Source organism: Microbulbifer maximicatervae (SeqCode), from assembly GCF_052467065.1.
Window position 1 is genome coordinate 4,831,046 of the sequence record NZ_CP174299.1, and the last position, 17,574, is coordinate 4,848,619.

Genomic DNA, 17,574 nt, shown 5'->3' on the forward strand with positions numbered 1-17,574 from the left:
TTGCCGGAGGTCGGTTGCAGCGCCTTGTTATGTGGGCTTTATCCAGCTGCCACATTATTGTAAATGCCGTTTTGGCATAATATAAATATTTTAGCAGTTAATGCATCGTTCCCACTCGCCAGCTAATAAACCACCAGCATCTAATACCTCATCCTCAGCAACTATACCGCCTCCATCGCTTACAGTGAAACATAGTTTTACACGAGGCTCTTCACCGTAAAAGTCTATCGAAAAATCAATTTGATTATTTATTAAATTATATTCACCTTGAAGATTTCTGCTATTTGTAATTTTATTTAATGGTGGATATTCATCAATCAAGTCGCTTACATCCCAAAATACATGGCCACTTGACGAGAAGTAAAAATAGTAATAATCATACCCACCTCCATTCCAAACAATTTTCCTAAATAAAGACGGGATCATAACTAATCTCTTAGATTGGAGCGAGTGAACACATAACGCCGCTATCACTGGACAGCGGGTGTAGTTGTAATTTATGTTAACGAAGCGGCAGCGTAGTGCATAAATTGCAACGAAGGACTGCTGTTCCGGTGAATAGCTTTGTTATACGAATTCAGGGCAAGCTCCTGGGTTTAAGTAACCCCAAACTCGAAAGTATGATTCCTGATTTGAATATTTAATACTGTGTCTCTTTAAGATACTTAGTATCTCCGCAGACCTATCAGTTTTTTTATCTGATATGAGATGACCTTGATACTCACTTACAATAGGGTTGAAATCAAGCCATTCTATTGCTGAAGAATATTCGAATAATTGATCCCACCAAACTGGACTAAAGCCAAAAATCTCATCTGACGTAATTAGTTTATAACGGACACAGATATATGAAGAATGAAGCTTTTCAAGGTCCTCGCAAACTTCACGCCACTTGGTTTTGTTCATTGCAGAGACCAACTGACGTTCATTGATAATCTTAAGGAGCTTCTCGTTCATATTTCGATCGTATAACGCCCAGCGCAGGCGCAGCCAGCGCGGAGCGCATTTTGTGTTAATGTTTGAGCGCCAGCGAGTAACACAAAAGGTGCGTAGCGTTGGCTGTCGCTCTGCCGCTGCTTGTTATGAGCTACCACCGGTTTTGCCACTTACTTTCTACCAAATTGAATTCATGGTTACTGTCGTGCGGTGTAATATTAGCCTTCAAATTAAAGCCCTGGCCGCCCACAGCTTGCCAACATTTTGAGAACCACTCAATTAGCTCATTTGTAGCGATATCCCATGGGTCAAGCGACTCATCTTTGCTTGTATACTCTTCTTCTAGCTCATACGGGTATACGTGTTCGATTTTCAACAAACCTGGATCTACGGGTGAGGGGTATTCAGCTTTTCCATCTACGTAGATAAAGTGCTCTGAATTATCTTTATCCATAAAGAATGCCCGAACTGGGAATCCTGACGAGAACCCATCAACGAAAATCTCAAATGCGAGCGTATCAACCTCTTTGGGATAATCGAACTCAATTAATTTTTTGAGAATAGGCCTCAAATCCTCACTCAGGTTTTCTAAGTGCTCTGCGACCTTACCTTTAAATTCTTGCTCGATGTTCATTTCTCTCGCTACTCATAACGCCCGCAACAGGGGCGACCAATGCTATGCACATTTTGTGCGAAACTGGGAGCGCAGCGATCCGCACAAAATGTGCATAGCGTTGGGTGTCCCGTGGAGGTCCGAAGGGCCGGAGCATCCTGCTTGCGTTTGTTATGAATTTAGCACGCCACTTCACGAATCTCTTCAATTGCAGGTAACCCAGAAAAAATGCCGACTAGCCCAGACACATAGGTAGTCTTACCAATACACCTTTCCATCTCGGAGTGAACGCTGCCATTTCTAATTGCTGTGTCGGAGAATAACAGTAAACTCAATACGTTAGCTGGAGGCTGTGTCTGTAAATTAATATGATCCTTTGATGGGATTAATACTAAAACATTGCCTCTAGGCGGTTTGTACATATAACCGACAACTTGAACATGCTTGCCATAGTAATTTTCAAACATACCGACAACCATAGGCACATCTCCTCGCATAAACCCACCGGACGGCTTATTGCTACAAGCGGTCAGCCCCAAGAGAACTAGTAGTAGTATTGATTTAGTATTTCTCATGAATTCATAACGCCCGCCGCACAGGCGAGCAACTTGTTGCGAGTCCAGCACACGAAGTGCGCGCTTGTGCCGGCTCTTGTTAGAGAGCGAGCGCACTACCGGCACTGACATGAAACGGTTCGCCAACAACCTCAACTGCTTCTGGAACAGGCAAGTTGTTACCACAACAGTCTATTTCAATGTACTCAACCATTCCTGATTTTCCTGAGAATATTAGGATCTCTAACGTTTTACCGGCTTCTGCAAGATTAAAGTGTGCTTCAAAAATTACACCATATTTACCTGGAACTGCAATTGCTTTGGTGAAAGCCGGGACCAGGACCTTGAAACTATTACAACCGCACTGACAGAACTCAGAAAACACGGCTTTATCGAGGTGATTCTTTAGCGCTGGTGCATCAGGGAACTGACATCTCTCTAAAATAAAGTTAATCCAATCCCGCGCCCTATGTTCGTTATTCATTGGTTCTCTAACGCTTTGCTAAACGGCAGCCGAAACGCAGTGCAGGCTGTCCGGTGGAGGGGGCGTTCTTTTGCACCCGGAACGAATTTCAGCAACTTGTTATGTTTTCCTCGAGGCCTTCTTGAGCAGATAGCTTATAGCCCAGGCCATGAGGAAAAATAAGATCAAAATTTCATGGTTGCCCGTATTATTTGCCCACTTCTGGGCACGAATTTTACCACCAAAAATACTTACGAAGATAAGTGGCGATGCGATGGTCATAAGTACAAAACCAAAGGCAACTGCTGGTCCACTATCAGATCCCTCTCGATATAAAACTCCAGCTACTACAGTGAATAAAGCCGAGCCTAATAGAAATAAGAGAACCCTAGATAACAGTTCATCAAACTCCTCTCGCTTACGCCTACTACCCACTTCTCTCTCCAGAAACATAACGCCGCGCTCAGACGCGGTTAAATTTGTGTTCTTTTTGCGCGATGATGGGAGCGAAGCGACCGCGCAAAAAGTGCGCAAATTTAGACGTCGGCCTGCAGCGCTTTGTTACATATCCCGCAGTTTGGTGTAGGCACTGCCCACGACTCTACTACCGAGTATCAAGCAAACCCCAAGAAACAGCGTAAAAATTAAGGTTATATTGTTTTCTAACCATAATTCTGGCTTGTCGTAACCGAGCTCATTCATCAATCTTGTTTTTGAATACAAATTACTAAGCTCTGGTAGAGATTTAACTAGAAGCCACAACCCAAGCAGGAAAGTGCCTGCTCGTACGATACCTGTTTCACTTGCGGAGATGTCATTCTCAACTCCACCTGTAATTAAATAGGCCAGCAAACGAGACTTAGCAAAGAATACCACGGCCAAAAATAACGGAACTACAACTTGTAGCATAAGAGTCAATATGGCTACTTCCGGATCATAGTTTCCTGTAATAGCCATATGTAAGACATAAGCAATGTTCGGAATTGCTATGACAACCAACACCACTGCTATGGCCCTACAAAATAAAATACCGAGATTTTTGGTCATTGCCTACCTATATGTAACGTCCGGCTCTACGGCTGGTAAAAGTGGAGGCGAAGCCGGAGCTTTTACCAGTCCGACAGCAGCCGCTTGTTAGCTTATGGGTCGATTAGCGAATTTACCTACACCCCTGCCACCAAGTTTATATCCCGAATACACAACGAACATTGCTAAGATAGAGTACAAGACTACAAAAGTTAATTCTAGCTGGCCTTTGATCAGGTAACCTACATACAACCCAGTTACTAAAATCAACAAATAGTGGGTGTATGTCATCGAGTTTCTATTCTTTCTCCCGCAATAAATACCTGCCAAGAATGGGAACAACATTCCTACTGCAAAGTTAATCATTTTTACTGTTAGTTTATCTGGATCTGGTTCATTTAATGGGAGATTATTTCCTAAGACCCTATCAGCAGTATAAAAAACCGCGAACGCTAAAATTGTTGCAAAGTATCCACCGATGCTAATAACTAGACTGCCAAATAGCCCTCTGAATTTTACTGTGCCCTTTACTTTTTCAGTCATTTCCATGTTCCACTTCATCCCCATTTATGTTTTATGTCAGTAATGTATCTCAAGTTCAAAAAAAGCTAACAGTTAATTCAAAAGAAGCGTCTTTATATCACCCTTCTATATAATTCTACTCACTTCTTTCAAGATAACCTCAAAAACCCAATAATATCAAAAAGTTAAGAGCTTTGACATAATTCTCAACAGGTAGATATAAAGCAGGCGCTATATATCCACCTGCTTTTTCTGCTCTTTATAACATTATCAACCCTATAAAAATCAAAGAGATAGATCGTCACTTCCAGAAATAGGAGAAGCTTCTCTTGAATTCTGATATATAGAGCAAGCCTCAACTGTCTTAACCGCCTTTATTCCCGGGTAACTAACCGTGCGCTTAGTCTCAAATAGCTCTATCGCTCTTACCTGGCTTACGCTGCTCAATGACAGGCTCCGTCACCTATTCATCACCTGCTATCTTGCTTTAGGCAGCAAAGCTGAAGCTGGGGGAGGAAGTGGTTATGTCTGCCATGTGCCGTTTAGCCCTTTTGGCAGTAGTTTTTGTAGATCTGATGGGTCAGGGATTGCTGTTCCCGATCATCAATGAATTGGTTATGTCGACAAAATTCCAGTTCCTACCTACTGATACGCCACAATCAACTCGGCACTTGTACTATGGAGTTGTGATCAGCAGCTTCTTTCTGGCGTGGTTTATTGGGTCCGTATATATCGCCAAACTGTCTGACAGCATTGGACGCAAAACTGCCATGGTGCTGTGCTTGGTGGGGGCCATGGCCGGGTACGCGATCACTGTTCTCTCTTTGCTAAGCAATAGTCTTTGGCTTCTTATTCTCGGACGAGTGATCAGCGGCTTTACTGCGGGAAACCAACCAATTGCTCAAGCAGCAATGATTGATGCCAGCCAAAGTGAGCTGGAGGCCTCCAAGAACCTAGGGTTATTGGTAGCCGGAATGAGTGCTGGGGCAGTAGCTGGACCGATTATGGCAGGAGTCCTGGCAGACAGGGAGCTATTGGGGAGCATAGCCAGTATCCAACTGCCCTTTTACTTTGCTCTGGTACTTGTCGCTATTACTTTGTTTTTGATCCTGACCTTTTATCACGATACCCGCCAAGCCCCGATGCAGCTTAGGCTTCGCTTTCTGGATCTATTTACTCAGTTTATACACCTGAAAGACCGCCCTCGCGTCGTCCGACTTTGCCCTGCCTACCTCTGTTTCATGCTGGTGCATCTCAGCTTTTATATATTTATCACAAACTATTTAAGCAGCAGATTCCAAGCTGGCCTGCTAATAACCAGTATGGCCATGCTGACTATGGGTATTGCGGTGGCAATTTCCAGTCTCTTTATGGTCAAGCCTGTTTTGTCCCGCTGGACTAAACCCCTGGTAGTTATGCTTTCCGCCTTAGTGATGGGGGCGAGTGCGTTAGTCTTCGTATTCAGCAGCCATATTTGGCTATGTTATCTCAGTGTGTTCTTCGCGTACCTTTGCTTTGGGCTAGCTTACCCCGCCCTCTTGAATATATTCGCCAATAGTGTCGATGAAACGGAACAGGGTTGGGTAATGGGAATAGCTACTGCGGGCTTCACGCTGGTGGCAAGCTTGATTTCGCTCGCAGGGGGCATAGCAATGGAAGTTGATATCCGCTTACCGTTTTACATTACAGCAGCTGCATCGATATTAGTATTTGTTTTAATCCGCTGGAGCTGGCGCAAACTCCCAGGCGTAGCAAAGTGAAAAACCAGGCAAATACGTAACTGACCTACTCTGCCAGTGACAACAGACATGGGCCCATCAGGATAAGCTGAAAGGCCCATAACTTTATACCTCGCCCCTCATTAGTTAATGAATCGCCTGCTCTCTAGCTAATCCACAGTCTACAGGGTTATTTACCTCCACACTTAAATCTAGAATACGGGCGACCCACCATATAAATGGCTCAACCTGACCGCTTAAGGTGCAGCTACCTGTACAAATATCATCAAGCAGCGACTGAACATCGTGAAGCCGCAAGGCCGTGACAGATCTCTGGTTTCTTAGCGTTACTGAGCAAAAAGGAACGTCGTTGACCGAGAGATCACTCAAGATTACTTTGCCGCCATCAATTAAAATCCTCACCGGCTCAAACTGTTCAGTAACACTCACGGACAAGCACAAGTTGGGCACGGGGCTGGATAGTCGATTGATATATTCCTGTAAGAAGTTAGAAAAGGTATTTGCCCACTCACCAATTTCAGCGAGGGCTTGCCCCAAATCCATAGCTTCCTCTTTTGCTTCCTGGGATTGAGCATCAACCTCTTTTTCAGCCTCAATAAGAGCTTCCACGGTCCTATCAACATCCTCCCTCGTGTGAGCTGCCGAGCAGATCAACCTCAGGCGGCCGCGGCCGCTCTCAACTATCGGGTAAGTGACAGCTGAGGTTTGAATACCGCGCTGATAAAGCGCTTGGACTATCCCATATAGTTTATCTTTATCTTTAAAATGGGGTGTGATAATAGGCCCATCACCTGTTCCCAAATCGTATCCGGCCTGCTCGAATTTCCGGCGCATATAGCGGGTCGTATCCCACAATCGATCGCGCAGTCCATCGTCAGATTTAATCCGACGCAAAGAAGTCAATGCGGCTGCAATATCTGCAGGACTGATAGAAGCCTGAAAGATATATGCCCTGGCTGAGGACCTCAGTAAGTCAACGTACTCCTTACTCGCAGCAACTACACCCCCAAGGCTACCGAGCGACTTACTGAGTGTTGTCATAATAAAATCAACTTGATCAGTAATACCTTGAGCCGCACAGATACCGGCACCACGCTCACCATAAAAACCGAATGAGTGTGCCTCATCAACTAAGGTCAAGGCGTTGTATTTCTTTGCTGCACGCACGATTTCAGCTACCGGTGCAGCACCTTCCCCCATACTGTAAACGCCCTCGAGAACCACTAGCGTTGTTCGGTAGGGAGATGCTTCAGATTCCAGCACTGACTCCAGGTCAGAGGCATTATTGTGTTGGAAAGTTCTAATTTTGGCACCACTAAGACGGGCACCGTCAACAATTGAGGCATGGCAAAGTTGGTCTATAACCACAACATCATCTTTACCTAATATTCCTGCCACCACCCCAACATTGGCCGTATAACCCGTTGGAAACAAGCAGGCTCCAGACTTGCCTACCAAATCAGCAAACTCCGTTTCAAACTGGAGGTGAAGGTCCGTCAGGCCCGATGCCGCCGCTGAAGTGCCCATTCCTGTTCCGAAAAGCTGTACAGCAGATGATGCTTGTTCGATAACTTCTTTATCTCTATTCAAGCCAAGGTAGAGATTGGTCGTCCAAATAATTGCATCCTGGGTATCATCGTTATAAACATCTGTAACAGTGCCGTGCGTCCCACTACCCGTACGTAAAACCTTACTATAAGGATTCCTCTTCTGATTGTTTGCCATGGCTATCACCGCCTGCACCAACTTACTTTTGTCAGAAGCAGACCAGGATGACGCCTTTGCGGCCTGAAAAGTTGGATGGCTCAACTGGAGCTGGGACTGGAAGTTAGCTAGCGCATCAATTTCAGATTTGGCAACCTCATTAGCTGACTTACTACTGATCTTACCTTCCGTCAAATCAAGCATATAGCCAGCCAATAGCTTCGGCGTGGGATAATCGAAGATTGTTTGCGCAGATAGGGGGTGTCCAATGCAATGACTCAACCGGCTGGCCAATTCTAATGTTGTCAGCGAATCCAGGCCCTGCTTGTCGAAGGCTATCTCTGGAAGCACAACCTCCGGATCTGGGTGGTTCATGATGGAAGCCATCTCACCGCGGATAATTGAAGTAAAAATTGCCTCGCTATCTACTGATAAACCTGCGAAGTGCTCGCCCATTCCACGGCTTCGATTAATATCATCGTTTGCAGCCAAACTGCTTTCAGTTGGGACGACAAGCTCCGCTTCAAGGAGGGCTAATCGTTTACGATCCAGCTTATTGTTGGGTAGCAAGGGCAGCTCTTGCAGGTGCTTGACAAACTGGGGGACCATAAATTTTGGAAGGCGCTGTTCAAGAAACTCTTTTACTGCTACTTCGGTAATTGTCTTTTCGCTAGCAACAATATAGGCCACTAGAATCTTTTGCCCCGCCCCGCCATCTATAACGGTAGTAGCGGCAGCATCAACGTCCGGTATAGACTCAATTGCCGATTCTATTTCTTCAAGTTCAATACGATAGCCCCTAATCTTCACCTGGCAATCGGCGCGCCCCAAGTATTCTATTTCTCCATTTGCTGTCCATCGGCAAAGGTCTCCCGTTTTATACAAGCGCTGATCGGAAATTCGGGAGTTGGAAGCTTGCTGTATAAAACGCTCCTCGGTCAGATGCTCATCATTTAAATAGCCCCGAGCTAGCTTATCACCAGACAAATACAACTCCCCCTCCTCGCCGGGAGCAACTGGCTCTAATCTCTCATCCAAAATATATGCGCGTGAACTTGAAACCGCCCTTCCAATCGTAATTTGGTCGCTATCGGGGCTAATTTCTGAATAAGTTGAGTAAACCGTGTCCTCTGTGGGGCCATAAACATTAACTATCCGCAGTTGTTCAGCCCCCGCATATATTTGCTCGACCAGGGATTGCTTAAGTACTTCACCCCCAAAAATCAGGCAACGCACTCCCTGAGGCAATTTGTCTATCGAAAGTAAAGCCTGAACCGCAGATGGAACGGTGATACAAGTTCGCACTTGCTCTCGAGAGGGAAGTTTTGGCAGCTCCAAAATATTCTTCGACAATATAACTCGGCCGCCCAGAGAAAGAGTCCCGATGATTTCCATCACCGAGGGGTCAAAGCAAACTGAGGTCGAAGCCAAAACGCCTTCTAGCTCTCCATCGCTCAACAGCTCACTCATGGACTTACTGAGAGCGATAAGGCTTCGGTGTTCGATAGCAACCCCTTTCGGGCTTCCAGTAGAGCCGGATGTGTAAATTACATAGGCTAAATCACTCGTTTGCGGCCTGGTATGTTCCGGTAAAAACTCCGGTGCCTGCTCTCGCAACTCATCGATCCATACCAGTTCTTTCACGCCAAGGCACAAGTTTGCGTTTTCGTCACAATCAACGATTGCTGCAGCGGCTCTGGAGTGCTCGAGCATATATCGCACCCGCTCTAACGGATAAGTTGGGTCCAATGGGACATAAGCACAACCTGCTCGCATTACGCCGAGTAAAGCCGCGACCAGCTCCCAGGATCGACTCATACAGACTCCAACCAAGGAACCAGGCTCAACCCCTCGATTTACCAAATCAGCGGCAATCCCATCGACCCGTTTCATCAGGCGAGCGAAACTTATTTCTGTGTTGCCATCGATAATAACGACTTGATCAGGATTCTTTAGCTTTTGTCTTTCGATCAAATCGCAAACTGTATCTCCTGATGATACAGCGCCCATTTCTCCCGATTCAAAATCTAAGGACTGGGCGTTATGTTTGTTTATTGAGCTGCACACTGAACATTACCTTTTATACTTATTAAAATCCGGAAACTAACTTTCAATTCATTTCCCTGTCTTTCAAATTTGGTCAAAATTTTCTGTTATTTGAACTACTTGAAAATCAGTTGCTAAATTGGAAGTATGCCGGGAAATAATTTCATAACATTGAACTGGAGCAGTATTTCAGCTACCGCAGTTCCAAGTCATAAAGGAAAATTAAATGAAGGTGGTATTCAGGGAGACAGAAACGTATTTTGGAAACTGATAGTTAAATATCAGTCATAAAATTAAATTTCGGAGGAAAATAGCCGATAAGAAGATACCGGCTACTATTGAATTTATTTCTGTGCGATTGCACCGCTACGACCAAGGCGAGCGATGATATTTTTCAACCTTGCAAACAACTGGGGAATATCTTTACCCATCATTAAATAGAGACAGGGTACCAATAACAATGAGATCGCTGTGGCAGCAAGTATTCCATAGCCCAGCGAGATCGCCATTGGAATCATAAAGCGCGCTTGCACCGAGCTTTCGAAGATCATCGGCATTAAGCCGCAGAAAGTTGTTATGGTGGTCAAGACGATCGGGCGAAAACGTCGCGCTGCCGCTCCCTTGATCGCGCTTTCCAAATCGGCGCCATCATTTCGGAGACGATTGCTGTACTCAATCATTACCAGAGTATCGTTAATCACAACTCCGGCCAGTGCCACCATACCCAGCAGACTCACCATACTGAGTCCATACCCCATGCCCAAGTGACCAAGTAACGCACCGATCACACCAAAGGGTATCGCCACCATTACGATCAACGGCTGTACGTAACTCTTTAAGGGAATTGCCAATAGCAAGTACAGCACCGCCATCGCAAGGGCAAAGGTCATCGCCAAACTCGCCAACCCCTCTCGCTCCTCCGCTTGGCGTCCCTCATAGGAAACGCTAAGTCCCGGGAATTCAGCTTTCAATTGGGGGACCACACTTTCATTCAGCTCATTAATGACGAGTGTCGCTTGGTCACTGGGCTCCACATTGGCGGTAATCGTTGTAACCCTGCGGCCCGCCCGGCGATTAATCGTGGCATAGGCGCGCCCTTTATCAATTTTTACCAGATCAGGCAGGGGCATCCAAAGTCCATTGCTGGCCCGAATCATAATGCTATTCACATCATTGATATTGGCCCGCTCATCCTCAGGCAAACGCACCATGACCTTGACCTGATCCCGGCCGCGCTGTTGGCGCAGGGCCTCAGCCCCGTACAACGCTGCCCGCAATTGGCGACCAATATCCTCCGCAGACATACCCAAACTTTTGGCCGTTTCAGTCAGCGTAAGGTCCAGCTGGGTTTTACCGAGGGAAATACCGGGATCGATATCACTGACATTGGGGAATTTCTCCAGTTCATCCCCTAAACGTATCGCAGCTTGCTCCAAGGTATCCGTGTCGGTATGGCGAAGCTCCACGGTTAACGAGGAGCCAGCGCCGGGACCGCCACGGTCAGAAGCTGTTGTCGCGCTAAGGGCACCGGCAATGGGTCCCACTTCCTGGCGCCAGGCGCGAATAAACTCACCGGTGGAAAAAGGACGCTCATCTGCGGGAACAAAGAAAGCGTCCACCATAATCGCGTCATCGCCCATCAAACCGCGAATCCCCAGGAAGACCTTTTCTTTATCGTATTGCTCGAGCACCCTATCGGCAGCAATAATAATCTGCGAGCGCGCTTTTTCCAGCTGGGATTGTGCCGTTCCGGTGGGAAAGGTGACGGCAAACCGACCGGAGTCACGCTCCACCCTGGGCATCAAGGTGAAGCCCATACGGCCGCTAGCCGCATAGCCGCCAACCACCAGCAGCGCCGCTACCGCCACGGCAATAGTGGTATAGCGGTGCTTGATACATATATCCAGGAAGGGCCTAAAGCGCTGCTGTACAAAACGATCCAATCCCCGCGCCAGCATTTTCTGCCGCGCGGCAAAGCGGCGCGCCCGGCGACTTTTATAGCCACGACGAGAGTGGGCCAAGTGACCGGGCAAAATAAACAGGGCCTCCACCCAGGAAATAATAAATACCGAGCCCACCACAAAGGGAATCACACCAAAGATTTTGCCCATAAAGCCGGGTAAGGCCATCAATGGAAGGAAGGCGACAATATTAGTCAGGATCGCAAATGTGAGCGGTATCGATACCTGGCGGGCACCGGCAACGGCAGCCTCCAGATTGCTGTAACCTTTCTGCCGCCACTCGTGGATATTCTCACCGGCAATAATTGCATCATCCACCACTATTCCAAGGGCGATAATAAAGGCAAACATACTTACCATGCTGATGGAAATATCCAGCCCAGGCAGGAATAGCAATGCCCCCAGGAAGCTGGTAGGAATGCCCAGTGTTACCCAAAAAGCCAACCGCAATTCCAGAAAGGCTCCGAGCACAACAAATACTAATAAGAGCCCGATAAAACCATTCTTCAGCAGCAGGGTCAGACGCGCTTTGAAAATTTCTGAGTCGTCATCGCGAACTGTCAGGGTCACCCCCGGGGGCAGGCTTGCCCTGACCTCATCAACGACTTCATGGGCAGCCTCACTGACACTCATTGGTGTCTGGTCGCCCACTCGGTAGATCTTGATGCTGATAGCTGGCTCGCCGTTAAACACCATATTGCGCGCTTCTTCCTCAAGCGCGTCGCTGATATTCGCAACATCCTTTAAATAAACGGCACCGCCACCAGCGCCCTGGGCAATAACAATATCGCCGAACTCACGAGCCCAATCGCGGCGCTCGGTCACCCGGACCAATATCTCCCCCGCATCAGACTTAACACTGCCGCTGGGAATATCTACCGCTGCATTTTCTACGATGTTTGCCACTTCCAGCAGGGTAAGCCCATAGCGACGCAGGTCATCGCGGCGAATCTCGATCGCCACTTGCAAGTCCCGCATCCCCCGCGCTTCCAGCTGGGTAATACCACTGTGCGCTTCGAGCTTATCGTAAACCTGCATCGCCAACGCGCGCAGGTTGTGCTCGGTAAGATCGCCGTGTAGTACGAGATCCAGCACATCCCGTTTGCGCTCGGCCAGACTGACCTGGGGCTGCTCAATATCTGTGGGGAAGGTGGTAACAGAATCGATAGCCTGCTGAATATTCTGGTACACCAGGGCAGCATCAGCATCGCCTTCCAGCTCCAGTGTTAAAGAGGCACTACCCTCATTGGCCCTCGCGGTCATCTCTTTGATGCCTACCAAGCCCTGCACCGCCTGCTCTGCAGCCACCAGCACACCGCGCTCGACTTCCTCAGGGCTGGCACCGGGATAGGATATGGACACGCTCACAGTGTCCAGGCTGAACTCCGGGAAAACTTCCTTTTTAACGATGGTCGAAAAAATCAAACCACCAATCAAGAAGACCAACATCAACAAATTGGCAGTTACGTGGTTGCGCGCCATCCAGGCGATGGCTCCCGTGCGGGTATCGACCGTATCTTTGGATCTATTCTGCTCAGTCATCTGCGCCCCCAGCGTTGGGTCCACCGGGGCCGCGTCTTGGCGGCCGTTCCGCAGAGGCAGCCGCATCTATCGGCGGACGCTGCTGGCGATTACTGTCTCCGGCAATTCGCACCGGCATGCCTTCAGTAACGGTTACCAACCGGGTCGTCACTAAGGCTTCTCCACCGCTGAGCCCCTGCTCCAGGACTGCAAAGTCGCCGCTCATATAGGCCACTTCTACCGGCAGAACCGTGGTGCGGTTCTCGCGAACCACCCACACATTGTTGCCGTCTTGCAACGCAGTGAGGGGGATTCGCACACGTTCATCCTCACTTTGGGAAACGATCTCTACTTTCGCCAGATCGTTGAGAAGCAGCTGCGGCTGGGACGGATCCTGGACGGAAAGCGGGTCTTCCAGCTCTACCAACACACTGGCGAGACGACCCTGCTCTTCCAGTACCGGGATAACCCGGACAAACTCACCGCGGCGGTAGACGCCCTGCGGCCACTGGCTGCCGTAAATTCGAACTTCAACATCACCGCGTCCGAGCCGGTGCAGTTGCGACGCGGGAACCTCAACGGCAATCTGGAAACGGTCGGCACTAGCGAGGCTGTAGAGCGTATCTCCCGGAGAGACACGATCACCGACGTCGGCATCACGCTCAACTACCAGGGCATCAAATGGGGCGCGAATCTCGGTAAGTCGAAGATCGCGTTTAGCCAAAGCCACATTTGCCTCTGCGGATTTTACTGCCGCCTCTGCTGCTGCTCTCTGAGGCTCGCGCAACACCAGAGCCTTATCCGTTCCAGACAAGGCTGTGCCAAGAAGCTCGTATTCCTCTTGAGCAACTTGCTGCTGTCCTTGCTCCTGCTGCAATTCAGCTCGGCGTTCGGCGAGGGCACTCTGGGCAGTCATCAGGGCCAACTGGTAGGGCTCCTGGTCAATACGCAACAGCACCTGCCCTTTTGGCATTACGGCTCCGGGGCCCAGATCATAGTCGAGCCATTGCACCTGCCCCTGTACCTGGGGCTCCAACTCCGCTAACTCTCGGGCACTCACTTTACCCAGCGCGCTCAGGGTTACAGGAAAACGACCCTGCTCAGCAACGGCTATATCGACTGTCGGCGGTGGCGATTTGCGCTCACCGCGACTGACCGACGGTTTTTCCCGCATCATCCAGTTGAAGGCCAGGAATGCCAACACCACCAAAATTATGGGAATCAGCAGGCGCCAATTGAGTTTCTGCAACATCAGTTATTTCCCTCCAGGTACAACTCCAAATCCACTGGCTCGGGGGCTGGAAGATCCGCCTGGGGGATCCCGCCGGAAAGCGCGCGGTAAAGTACTACTCGGTTTTCAATTAGTTCGCGCTCGGCAGACAAGATTTGTCGCGCCAAACTCTGTTGTTCACTCGTCGCGGTCAACACATTGAGGAAGTCGATGGTCCCCCGCGCATAGGCGCGGCTTTGGCGCAGAACCAAAAGGTCTGCGAGACGCTCACGCTCACGTAGATGGTTGAGTCTCTGCTCGATCAGGCTCTCTCGAATCAAGGCCTGCTCTACTTCAGACAAGGCTTCATTGACTGCACTGCGGTAGAGCGCCCAGCGCTCCTGCAGAACGGCGTCCTGTTGCTCCCGGGCTGATGCCAAGGCGCCACCATCAAAAATCACCCCCTCAATGGAGGCTGCAATGGCCAAAAGCCAGTTTTCAGTCACATCACTAATTAAACTGGTGCCATTGCTGGCTACCGCAGACAAACTAAATACAGGCAGTCGATCGGCCCAGGCCTCATCAGCTAAGTGATAGCCCTGTAAAAGGTCTCGCTGCGCCTCAACGACATCCGGGCGGCGCAATAGCAATTGCGATGGCACGCCGGTCTCTGGCAGGGCTGGTAATACCGGCAACCCGGCCTGTTCATGAATAATGCTGCTAAGTTCCTCGACATTGATACCCAAAAGCACCGCTAACTGTACTTTTAGAGTTTCGGCATCCGCTTCCGCCTCATCCAGTTCCTGCTGTGACTGCTGGACCAGTTGCTGTTGCTGCAAAACATCGGCTGCACCTGAGACGCCGCGACCAAAGCGCAGTTCCAGAACCTTCAGGCTTTTGCGATTGATCTCCAGCTGTTGTTGCAGCAAATCCCGCTGCCCCCACTGCTCCCGCAACTCCAACCAGGTAGCTGCCACCTCGCTCGCCAGGGTCAGGGCTGCCGTCTGTAAATTCTGTTCCTGGGCCAGGTAAGCCGCCTCTGCTGCACTGGCACCGGCACGGACCCGCCCCCAAAGGTCCACTTCATAGCTGGCGGCGATACGGGTACTCCAACTATTGCCCTCCGCAGAGGGGTCGGTGAACTCACCGGAAGAGTAGCGCTGCTCAGTATTTTCAATACTGGCGGTCAGTCTTGGCCAAAGGCCCGATCGCGCTCCCCGCGCAGTGGCTGCGGCCTGCTCCAATCGCCAATAGGTAGCCTGAATATCCGGATTATCTTTCAGTGCCAGCTGTACCAAATTGTCCAACTGCGGATCTTCCAAATCTCGCCACCAGCGCAAACTCGGTGCGACGGTACCCGATGCACGAAAAGATTCTGGTAACCCTAAATTTTCATCGGGTTGAATGGTCTCAATTGGCTGCGAACTACAGCTGACAAGCAGCGGAACACAAATTGCCAAAATACGGTAAAAGGACAAGGAATATCACCGAAATTAAACGTTTAATCGTAAAAAATAGAGATTTATTGCGTGCATTATCCGCCCCCCAAAATCGCTCGCAATGCGTTTTACTCTTGTTTACAAAGCATGCGTAAAATCAGGCAAAAAATTGCTGCCCGCAGGAGTGCCGAAAACCGACTACTTCGGTATGATGCGGCACACTAAACTGAATAGTCATCGGGGTTTGACGCGGAGCTTATCCAAAAAGTCTCCCCTCTGTACAAAGGTGCTCGGCCTTCTTCAGCCGGCCCCCTTGGACGCTCCGGTGGAATTAATAACGGAAGTAGAAGAGACAAACCATGAGTAAACATCAGCCACTCGCCCATTGGGACGATATTTTGCTGCTGGACCAACAGCTGACCGACGAAGAGCGCATGGTGCGCGACACGGCACGTGAGTACTGCCAAAGCAAACTGATGCCCAGAGTTCTCGAGGGTAACCGCCACGAAATCTTCGATCGTGAAATCATGAACGAGATGGGTGAATTGGGCCTGCTCGGTTCCACCATCGAAGGCTACGGCTGTGCCGGTCTCAACTACGTTTCCTACGGCCTGGTCGCGCGCGAAGTTGAACGCGTTGACTCCGGCTACCGCTCCGCCATGAGCGTTCAGTCCAGCCTGGTTATGCACCCGATTTACGCTTACGGCAGCGAAGAGCAAAAGCAGAAGTACCTGCCCAAGCTGGCTTCCGGCGAATGGGTTGGCTGTTTCGGCCTGACCGAGCCCGATGCGGGTTCCGATCCCGGCGGCATGAAAACCCGCGCCAAGAAAGTCGATGGCGGCTACCGCATCAGCGGCTCCAAGATGTGGATCACCAACAGCCCAATCGCCGACGTTTTCGTTGTTTGGGCGAAAGATGACGACGATATTATTCGCGGCTTCGTGCTGGACAAAGGTATGGAAGGCCTCTCCGCACCGAAGATCGAAGGCAAGTTCTCACTGCGCGCCTCCATTACCGGCGAGATCGTGATGGACAATGTGTTCGTTCCGGAAGAAAACAAGTTCCCGGAAATTGGCGGATTGCGCGGCCCCTTCGGCTGCCTGAACCGCGCTCGTTACGGTATCTCCTGGGGCGCCATGGGTGCCGGTGAGTTCTGCTGGCACGCCGCTCGCCAGTACGGCCTGGACCGCACCCAGTTCAACCGCCCTCTGGCTCAAACCCAGCTGTTCCAGAAGAAATTGGCGGACATGCAGACCGAAATTACCCTGGGCCTGCAAGCCTCCCTGCGCGTAGGTCGCATCATGGATGAGAACAAGCAGTTCGACCCCACCATGATCTCCCTGGTGAAGCGCAACAACTGTGGTAAAGCACTGGATATCGCGCGTATTGCTCGCGATATGCACGGCGGCAACGGCATCTCCGACGAATTCCACGTAATTCGCCACGTGATGAACCTGGAAGCTGTAAATACCTACGAAGGTACCCACGACGTACACGCATTGATCCTCGGCCGCGCCCAGACCGGCCTGCAAGCATTCGTGTAAAACACGTCTAGTTCGATGCTCACGGTATTTTCCGTGGGCATCGCCCTTATCCCATCACTTCTTATCTCCTTACTTCTACCTCGCCCCCCAGGTTGGTAGCACAAAACCATTAAACTAAAGTTCGGAATAGTCACGCAAAAAGGCGGCGCATAGACTGTGGAGCAGTATTAAATTATTACCCACACCAAGCAAAGTACTGCACCGAAAAAAACGTTTGGATTTAAAGTAATAATAATTTGAGAGCAGGCCAAAACTGACTGTGACCATTTACGCATCATCGAACCGCGAAATAAGTA

At 49.4% G+C, this 17,574-nt stretch carries 14 protein-coding genes; 2 read left to right on the forward strand and 12 right to left on the reverse strand.

Translation table 11 applies throughout. The annotated features are described in order from the left end of the window. Positions 1 to 90: 90 nt before the first annotated feature. From ACJJI1_RS21370 to ACJJI1_RS21405, 8 genes are all read right to left on the reverse strand, one after another. Complete coding sequence (locus ACJJI1_RS21370; protein ID WP_444957932.1) at positions 91 to 426, reverse strand: hypothetical protein; 336 nt, start codon at positions 424 to 426, stop codon at positions 91 to 93. Positions 427 to 567: 141 nt separating this feature from the next. Further along, complete coding sequence (locus tag ACJJI1_RS21375) at positions 568 to 957, reverse strand: DUF6678 family protein (protein WP_444957933.1); 390 nt, start codon at positions 955 to 957, stop codon at positions 568 to 570. Between the two features lie 130 nt (positions 958 to 1,087). Then, positions 1,088 to 1,570, reverse strand: coding sequence for a hypothetical protein (locus ACJJI1_RS21380; protein WP_444905955.1), 483 nt, complete (start codon positions 1,568 to 1,570; stop codon positions 1,088 to 1,090). A gap of 158 nt (positions 1,571 to 1,728) precedes the next feature. Beyond that, the gene (locus tag ACJJI1_RS21385) at positions 1,729 to 2,235 is read right to left on the reverse strand and encodes a hypothetical protein (RefSeq protein WP_444957934.1); all 507 of its coding nucleotides are present in this window, start codon (positions 2,233 to 2,235) and stop codon (positions 1,729 to 1,731) included. Further along, positions 2,204 to 2,587 carry a hypothetical protein gene (locus tag ACJJI1_RS21390; RefSeq protein WP_413662942.1) on the reverse strand — a complete coding sequence of 128 codons (384 nt, stop codon included), beginning with the start codon at positions 2,585 to 2,587 and terminating at the stop codon, positions 2,204 to 2,206. The genes ACJJI1_RS21385 and ACJJI1_RS21390 overlap by 32 nt, the downstream gene beginning before the upstream one ends. 99 nt (positions 2,588 to 2,686) lie before the next feature. Then, positions 2,687 to 3,019 (reverse strand): hypothetical protein, encoded by a 333-nt coding sequence (locus ACJJI1_RS21395; protein ID WP_444957935.1) that lies wholly within the window; start codon positions 3,017 to 3,019, stop codon positions 2,687 to 2,689. Positions 3,020 to 3,127: 108 nt separating this feature from the next. Beyond that, positions 3,128 to 3,613 carry a hypothetical protein gene (locus ACJJI1_RS21400; protein WP_444957936.1) on the reverse strand — a complete coding sequence of 162 codons (486 nt, stop codon included), beginning with the start codon at positions 3,611 to 3,613 and terminating at the stop codon, positions 3,128 to 3,130. A gap of 87 nt (positions 3,614 to 3,700) precedes the next feature. Then, positions 3,701 to 4,135: a hypothetical protein gene (locus ACJJI1_RS21405; RefSeq protein WP_413662917.1), complete on the reverse strand. Its 435-nt coding sequence runs from the start codon at positions 4,133 to 4,135 to the stop codon at positions 3,701 to 3,703. A gap of 503 nt (positions 4,136 to 4,638) precedes the next feature. On the opposite strand from ACJJI1_RS21405, the gene ACJJI1_RS21410 reads away from it, so the two are divergent. Beyond that, complete coding sequence (locus ACJJI1_RS21410) at positions 4,639 to 5,874, forward strand: MFS transporter (protein ID WP_444957937.1); 1,236 nt, start codon at positions 4,639 to 4,641, stop codon at positions 5,872 to 5,874. Between the two features lie 105 nt (positions 5,875 to 5,979). On the opposite strand, the gene ACJJI1_RS21415 is transcribed toward ACJJI1_RS21410, so the two are convergent. The 4 genes from ACJJI1_RS21415 to ACJJI1_RS21430 all read right to left on the reverse strand — a co-directional run bounded on the left by ACJJI1_RS21415 (position 5,980) and on the right by ACJJI1_RS21430 (position 15,773). After that, entirely contained in the window at positions 5,980 to 9,567 is a 3,588-nt protein-coding gene (locus ACJJI1_RS21415; protein WP_444957938.1) for an amino acid adenylation domain-containing protein, read from the reverse strand. A gap of 380 nt (positions 9,568 to 9,947) precedes the next feature. Continuing rightward, positions 9,948 to 13,106 (reverse strand): efflux RND transporter permease subunit, encoded by a 3,159-nt coding sequence (locus ACJJI1_RS21420; protein ID WP_444957939.1) that lies wholly within the window; start codon positions 13,104 to 13,106, stop codon positions 9,948 to 9,950. Next, the gene (locus tag ACJJI1_RS21425; protein ID WP_444957940.1) at positions 13,099 to 14,337 is read right to left on the reverse strand and encodes an efflux RND transporter periplasmic adaptor subunit; all 1,239 of its coding nucleotides are present in this window, start codon (positions 14,335 to 14,337) and stop codon (positions 13,099 to 13,101) included. The genes ACJJI1_RS21420 and ACJJI1_RS21425 overlap by 8 nt, the downstream gene beginning before the upstream one ends. Next, a complete protein-coding gene (locus ACJJI1_RS21430) occupies positions 14,337 to 15,773 on the reverse strand; it encodes an efflux transporter outer membrane subunit (RefSeq protein ID WP_444957941.1) in 1,437 nt (478 codons plus the stop codon). The genes ACJJI1_RS21425 and ACJJI1_RS21430 overlap by 1 nt, the downstream gene beginning before the upstream one ends. 320 nt (positions 15,774 to 16,093) lie before the next feature. Between ACJJI1_RS21430 and ACJJI1_RS21435 the strand changes: the two genes are divergently transcribed. Beyond that, positions 16,094 to 17,278: an acyl-CoA dehydrogenase gene (locus tag ACJJI1_RS21435; protein ID WP_282932536.1), complete on the forward strand. Its 1,185-nt coding sequence runs from the start codon at positions 16,094 to 16,096 to the stop codon at positions 17,276 to 17,278. Positions 17,279 to 17,574: the final 296 nt, after the last annotated feature.